At 76.5% G+C, this 7,108-nt stretch carries 5 protein-coding genes; all 5 read right to left on the reverse strand.

Translation table 11 applies throughout. The annotated features are described in order from the left end of the window. Positions 1-4: 4 nt before the first annotated feature. The 5 genes from ACRYR9_RS13640 to ACRYR9_RS13660 all read right to left on the reverse strand — a co-directional run bounded on the left by ACRYR9_RS13640 (position 5) and on the right by ACRYR9_RS13660 (position 6,980). A complete protein-coding gene (locus tag ACRYR9_RS13640; protein WP_432497114.1) occupies positions 5-1,381 on the reverse strand; it encodes a sugar porter family MFS transporter in 1,377 nt (458 codons plus the stop codon). 205 nt (positions 1,382-1,586) lie between these two features. After that, positions 1,587-2,615, reverse strand: a complete 1,029-nt coding sequence (locus ACRYR9_RS13645; RefSeq protein WP_432497103.1) for an LLM class flavin-dependent oxidoreductase — start codon at positions 2,613-2,615, stop codon at positions 1,587-1,589. A 70-nt stretch (positions 2,616-2,685) separates the two neighbouring features. Beyond that, positions 2,686-3,747 carry a GNAT family N-acetyltransferase gene (locus ACRYR9_RS13650; protein WP_432540197.1) on the reverse strand — a complete coding sequence of 354 codons (1,062 nt, stop codon included), beginning with the start codon at positions 3,745-3,747 and terminating at the stop codon, positions 2,686-2,688. Then, positions 3,744-6,053 carry a putative bifunctional diguanylate cyclase/phosphodiesterase gene (locus tag ACRYR9_RS13655; protein WP_432499104.1) on the reverse strand — a complete coding sequence of 770 codons (2,310 nt, stop codon included), beginning with the start codon at positions 6,051-6,053 and terminating at the stop codon, positions 3,744-3,746. Before ACRYR9_RS13655 ends, ACRYR9_RS13650 begins: the two co-directional genes overlap by 4 nt. Positions 6,054-6,137: 84 nt before the next feature. Beyond that, positions 6,138-6,980, reverse strand: a complete 843-nt coding sequence (locus ACRYR9_RS13660) for an EamA family transporter (protein WP_432499107.1) — start codon at positions 6,978-6,980, stop codon at positions 6,138-6,140. Positions 6,981-7,108: the final 128 nt, after the last annotated feature.

A 7,108-nucleotide genomic window follows, 5' to 3' on the forward strand; every position in this document is an offset into this window, starting at 1 on the left:
TCGGTCAGCGGGCGGCGGCGCCGTCCCGGTGGGGCTCGGCGAAGTCGGCGGGCCGGAAGCGGCCGCGCGAGAGCTGCCCCTCGATCTGCTCCAGGCTGCGGCCGGTCAGCTCGGGCATCTTCCGGTACAGGAAGACGAACGCGACGACGTTGAACGCCGCGTACAGCCAGAAGGTCTGACCGGTGCCGATCGTGTCGATGAGGCTCAGCAGCGTCAGGGTGATGAGCAGGTTCGTGCCCCACAGCGAGGCCGACTGCGCCGCGGCGCCGGCCGAGCGGGTGGCCAGCGGGTAGATCTCGGAGCCGGTGAGCCAGCCCATCAGCTGGATGCCGCCCGCGGTGAAGGCCATGAACGCCACGAGCGTGGCGACGATGTACGGCACCTGCTCCCTGCCGCTGTTGCCCGTGACGAAGAAGGTGCCCAGCACCACCAGCGCCAGGGCTGCGCACGGCAGGGTCAGCAGGGTCAGCCGACGCCGGCCCACCCGGTCGATGATCGCCAGCCCGATGAGCTGGGTGATCAGGTACGTCGCACCGAGGGCGACCGAGACGCGCAGCGCCGTGCTGTCGGAGAAGCCGTTGTCGGTGAGGATCGTCGGCGAGTAGTAGACGATCATCTCGATGCCGGACAGCTGGGTGAAGATCGCCAGACCGCACCCGACGACCAGCGCCGGGCGCACCCACGCCTCCCGCAGCCCCCGCCAGCCGCGGGTGCTCGCCTCCCGCTCGGCGTGCACCAGCTCGCCGATCTCGTCCAGCTCACCCGTGACGTCGGCACCGCGGGGGCGCACGCGCTCGAGCGAGCGGTGCGCGCGCTCGACCTCCTCGGCCTTCACGAGCCAGCGCGGGCTCTCGGGAAGGCGCAGCATCAGCGCGAGCATCAGCGCCGCGGGGACCGCGGCCGCACCGATCGCCCAGCGCCAGTCGACGCTCTGGCTGGCGCCGACGATCGTGGCGGTCAGGATGCCGACGCCGATGGCGATCTGGAAGCACAGCACCAGGCGGCCGCGGTACTTCGTCGGCGCCAGCTCGGCCACGTACACCGGGGCGGTCTGGGTGGCGCCGCCGACGGCGAAGCCGAGCACCAGGCGCGCCAGCGACAGCGTGACGGGGTCCGGCGCCAGCGAGGCGCCGATCGTGCCGACCACGAACACGACCGCGACGACCAGCAGGGTGCCGCGGCGGCCGCGCCGTTCGCTCAGGCGGCTGCACACCAGCGCACCGATCACAGCACCGGCGAGGATCGAGGCCGCGATCACCTGCTCCCAGCCGTTGCCGATGGTGAACTCGTCGCTGATCTGCAGCAGGGCGCCGGAGATGATGCCGGTGTCGTAGCCGTACAGCAGCCCCGAGATCGCCGAGACCAGGGCGACGACCACCACCGCGCCGGTCAGGCCGGCGCCGTCGCCGCCCGTCGTACCGGTCCCGGTGCCGCTGCCACCGGACGGGGTCCTCCCGTGCGCTCCGGGCTCAGCCATGGTTTCCTCCGACGTCGGGGTGGGTGCGCGGGCCCGCGGCTGGACCGTCCCCAGACAAGCACCGGCCGTCACCCGCCGCCCGTCGAGCCGTCCCGCCGACCCCGCCCGCTCACCCCGGGTGCGTCCCCCACTCCCGCGCCAGCAGCTCGTGGGAGCGTTCCCGCTCGGCGTGGTCGTGCACCTGCGTCACCACCATCAGCTCGTCGGCCCCCGTGGTGCGCACCAGCTCCCGCAGGCGGCCGGCGACGTCGCCGGGGGTGCCGGCGAGCACCACGCCGGTGGCGCCGTCGGCGACGTGGCGCTCGGCGGCCGTCCACGCGTGGGCGGCGGCCTCCTCGGGGCTGGGCAGCGGACCCGGGCGGCCCAGCCGCAGGTGCGCCGCGGCCAGCTGCTGCGCGCGCAGCAGCGCCCGGGCCCGCTCGTCGTCGTCCGCGACGATCGCGCCGACGGCCAGGACGGCGTGCGGCCGGGACCGCTGCGCGCAGGGCCGGAAACCCTCCCGGTAGGTGCGCAGCACGGTGGCGGGGTCGGCGGTGCCGAAGTGCGCGGCGTAGGCGTACCCGGTGCCCAGCGCGGCCGCGGCGTGCGCACCGTGCTCGCTCGAGCCGAGCACCCACACCGGCGGCAGCGGCACGTCGGCGGGCACGGCCCGCACCCCGGCGAGCGGGTGCCCGGCGGGGAATCCGTCGGCGTGGCCGAGCAGCTGGGCGTACCGCTGCGCGAAGTCGTCGCCGCGGTGCGGTTCGCGGGTGCCGCGCAGCGCCAGGGCGGTGCGCCCGTCGGTGCCGGGGGCGCGGCCCAGCCCGAGGTCGATGCGCCCCGGGTGCAGCGCCGCCAGCACCCGGAACGTCTCGGCCACCTTCAGGGGCGCGTGGTTCGGCAGCATGATCCCCCCGGCTCCGACGCGCAGGGTGGTGGTCGCGCCGGCCACGGCGGCGATGAGCACCTCGGGCGCCGAGCTCGCGACGGAGGGGACGTTGTGGTGCTCGGCCAGCCAGTACCGGTGGTAGCCGAACCGCTCGGCCGCGCGGGCCAGCTGGAGCGTGCGGCGCAGGGCGGCCGACGCCGGAGTCCCCGAGGGCACGGGGGACAGGTCCAGCACGGACAGCGGCACGTCGGGGGGCGTCTCGGGCGGCACGAACGGGCAACGGCGGCGGTGCGGCGCCCGTTCCACCGGCCGGTACCGGCCCGGGCGCACGCGCGCCGCGTCAGACCCGGCGCACCGCCACGCGGGCCCGGGCGGCGTCCGCCGCCAGCAGCGTCTCGGGCGCGACCCCGGTCATCCAGTCCAGGAACCGCACCCCGTCGGTGCGCAGCGCCCGGTCCAGCACGCAGAACTCCAGCAGCCGACCCGGCGCGTAGCGCGCGAAGCGGGTGCGGAAGCACCCCTCCAGCACGCCGTACGCGTCGCCGTCGCGCACCCCGAGGACGTACGCGGCGAGCTCGTCGTCCAGGTGCAGCGTGGCGACCTCCAGCGACCCGGCCGCCGACAGCGCGCGCAGGCGCGCCAGCCACGCGGCCCGCCCGGTGGGGTCGTCCAGCGCGCACGGCAGGCCGTGGGCGTCGTCGCGGTCCCGGTGGGTGCTCTCCAGGTCGGGCAGCGCGACCTCCAGGTCCGCCGGGTCGGACGTGAAGCGCAGCCGGGGCACCACGCCGTCGGTGGTGAGGCGGTTGCGGGACTTGCGCAGCGTCTTGCGGGTCCCGTGGCTGAGCAGCGCCACGGGTTCACCGGCGTCGGGGCGGTGCAGCACGGGCACGGGGGCCAGCGGGTGCACGCGGGCGCCGGCGCCCGCGGCCAGGGCGCGGGTGGTGACGTCGTCGGGCAGGTCCTCCAGGTCCAGGAGGGTGCCGCGGGCGACGGCACCGGCGGCCAGCGCCCGGCCCAGCTCGACCGCCTCGGCCGCACCCGCGGCGGCGACACCGGCGAGGTACCCGCCGCCGCCGGAGGCCAGCGCGGTGCGGCGGGCGCCCGGGGCGGCGGGGGAGGGCCCGTCCACCAGGACCGCCGCGGCGCGCAGGTGCCCGGCGGCGTCGCGCACCGTCACGGCCCACGGCGCGGCGGCCGGCTGCACCGCCAGGCGGGCGCGCCACCACGGCAGCCGCGCCGTCAGCGGTTGCCCCGTGGCGAGGGCGAGCTCCTCCACCTCGGGCAGGGCGGCGGCCACGCCCGCCGCCCCCTCCACCCGTCCGGTCGCGCCGGCGGGTGCGCTCGTGCGCCGATCGGGCAGCACCCCGGTGGACGGGGCCGGGACGTGCGCGAGGACGCTCACCCCGCCACCCCCGTGCCGGACGCGGCCGCCGCGACGGTGGCCGAGCGGTGCCGGGAGAGCCAGGCGTCCAGCTCCACGGCGGGCAGGGCCTTGCTGTAGTACCAGCCCTGCACGACGTCGCACCCGGCGTCGGCCAGCTCCCGGCACGTCGCCTCGTCCTCGACGCCCTCGGCGACCAGCCGGAGCCCCAGCGAGTGCGCCAGCATGATCGTGGAGCGCACGATCGCGAGGGCCTTGGGGTCCGAGGCCAGGTCGGTGACGAAGGACCTGTCCAGCTTCAGGTCGTCCACGGGCAGCTGGCGCAGGTACGCCAGCGAGGAGTACCCGGTGCCGTAGTCGTCGACGGCGACCCGCACGCCGCGGCGGCGCAGGCCGTCGAGGATGACCTCGGCGCGCTCGCGGTCGGCCATGAGGAAGTCCTCGGTGATCTCGATCTCCAGCAGGTGCGCCGGCACCCCCCGTTCGGCCAGCAGGTGCTGGACGCGGTCGGGCAGGCGCGGGTCCGCCAGGGAGGACGCGGACAGGTTCACGGCCACCGCCAGCGGGCGACCCGCCCGGTGCCAGTCGCGGGCCTGGTCCAGGGCCTGCTCCAGGACGGCGGTGGTCATCTCCTCCATGAGCCCGGCGCCCTCGACGATCGACAGGAACGCGTCGGGGAACAGCAGCCCCCGCGTCGGGTGGTGCCAGCGCACGAGCGCCTCGACGCTGCCCACGGCGCCCGTGGCGGTGTCCACCTTGGGCTGGTAGTGCAGCGTGAGGGTGCGCTGCTCGACGGCTTCCCGCAGCAGCTCGGCCGTGGCCAGCCGGTCGCCGGAGGCGAACTCGTCGGCGTCCACGTCGTAGGTGAACGTGCCCAGCCCGCGGCTCTTGGCGCGGTACATCGCCACGTCCGCCCGGCGCAGCAGCGCGGAGGCGTCCAGCGACCGCGCGGGCAGCACGGCGATGCCGATGCTGGCCCGCACCCGCACCTGCAGGCCCTCCACCGGGAACGGCGCCCGCAGCACCTCGTGCACCCCCGCCGCGACGAGCTCGGCCGCGGTGCCGCCGGCAGCGAGCAGCAGCGCGAACTCGTCACCCCCCAGCCGCACCACCTCGCGGGTGCCGTTGTCCCGCCCGAACCGCGCCAGCCGCTCGCCCACGGCGCGCAGCAGCTCGTCGCCGGCGTGGTGGCCGAGGCTGTCGTTGACCTCCTTGAACCGGTCGAGGTCCAGCAGGACCAGGCCGACCGGGGCGGTGCCGCGCGTGCGGGCCACGTCCTCCACCGCGCGGTACAGGGCGCGGCGGTTGCCCAGGTGCGTCACCTCGTCGGTGAGCGCCAGTTCACGGCTCTCGGCGAGGTTGGCGACCTCGCGGAAGGTCAGCAGCAGGCGGCCGAGCGCGGCCGTCACGGTGGCCGCGGCCAGGCCGATCGCCACGGGGTGCAGGTGCAGCACGTGGTCGCTCACGAGCACGGCCAGCGCCAGCGCCGTGGACAGCAGCGGGATCGCCAGGACCGCCCAGCGGGGGATCCGGAACCCGGCCCGCCCGTCGGGCCAACCCGGCGCCAGGCCCATGAGCACCACGCCCAGGACCCACACCCCGTCGGTGAGCCGCCCGGAGACGTAGGTGCCCTCCGCGGTGTGGAACAGGTAGCTGAGGTCGGCCAGCACGAACAGCACCAGCCCGGCGGCCAGCAGCCACAACCCCGTGGGCGGGCGCCAGCCGTGCATGGACAGCACCGCGGCCAGCAGGACCAGCAGCACCAGGTCCAGCAGCGGGGAGGCGGTGGTCACCGCGACGGCGGCCCACCCCTGGCCGGGCACCTCGAGGATGGTGCCGACGACGGCCGCGGCGGCGCCCGCACCCACGGCCAGGCCGGCGACGAGGCCGTCCAGCCACAGCGTCCCGGTGGAGCGGCCGTCGCGGCGCTGCGCCGCGAGCACCAGTGCGGCGAACGCCAGCGGGTAGAACGACAGGAACAGCGCGTCGGACCCCGACGGGTACGGCGGGTCGGCCATCGGCCGCACGATGAACGTCCAGAACACGTTGCCGGAGCCGTACAGCGCCAATCCCGCCGCCAGGAAGAGCGAACCGGTGCGCCCGGCGGGCGAGCGCCACGCCCGCACCAGGCACAGCAGCGCCGCGCTCGCGTAGGCGAGGTTGTTCAGGACGCCGTCCAGGAGGAACTCGTAGCCCTCCTGCGGGCGCACCCCGGGGATCGTCGAGGTGATGAACACCAGCGGTGGCAGCAGCAGGCCGGCCTGCAGCGCCGCGGAACGCGGTCCGCGGCGCCCAGCCGTCGCACCTGCCGGGACCGGTCGGGTCACGTCAACCTCCTGCTCGATCGTCAGGAGGTTGTTCGGCGCCGCAACGGTCGAGCTGGACCACCCGAACGGGTGGAGGACCGCGGATCAGCCGAGGGCGGTGACGACGGCTCCGGCGAGGACGGCCACCACGCCGGCGGCCTGCACCGGCCGCAACCGCTCACCGTGCACCTGCCGCGCCAGCACCACGGTGACCGCGGGGTAGAGGGAGGCCAGCACGGCCACGACGCTGACGAGCGCGCCCCGGGAGGCCACGGCGTAGGCGGCGGTGGCGGCCAGGTCCAGCAGGCCCAGCGCCAGCAGCGGCGGCAGGTCGCGGGGGCCGACCCGCTCCGCGCCCCTGCGCGAGAGGGCGGCGACGACGACGAGGGCGGCGGACGTGACGCGCATGCCCAGCAGGGTCGCCGGCACCGAGGCGGCGCTGCCGCGCGCCAGCGCCCAGATCTCCACCCCGAACAGCACCGCGGCCAGCAGGGCCAGCGCCACGGCGGCACCCTGCTTGCGCGAGCCGGCGCGCAGGTCCGGGCCGGCGGACAGCACGACGCCGGCGAACGCGACGGCGACGCCGACCAGCTGCAGCGGGGCGGGTCGTTCACCGGCGGCCAGGCCCAGCAGCACGGGGAGCACCGTGCCACCGGCGGCGATGGGGGCGACCACGCCCATCGTGCCGCGCGCCAGGGCCGTGTAGAGGGCGGCCATCGCGCCCGCCCAGGTCAGGCCCGCGAGCAGCGACCAACCCAGCCAGGCGCTCGCCGGGCCCGCCGTGCCGCTGCCGACGCCGCTGCCCAGCACGGCGAGCAGCACCGCGCAGGAGAGGACCTGTGAGACGGCGAGGACCTGCACGGCGCGCAGGCGGCGGCTGGCCGTGCCGCCGAGGAAGTCGGAGGTTCCCCACAGCGCGCTGGCGAGCAGCGCCAGCGCGACGCTCACGCCCGCACCCCGCGGGTGCGGTGCGGCCGGGTGGGGGCGGGGTCGCGGGTCACGGTCGAGGTGTCGGCGCCTGCGGGCGTGCCCTTGACCGCACCGACGTGCTGGAGCCCGGGTGCCGACCCCTCGAG

Source organism: Kineococcus auxinigenes (assembly GCF_050871525.1).
Taxonomy (GTDB): Bacteria; Actinomycetota; Actinomycetes; order Actinomycetales; family Kineococcaceae; genus Kineococcus.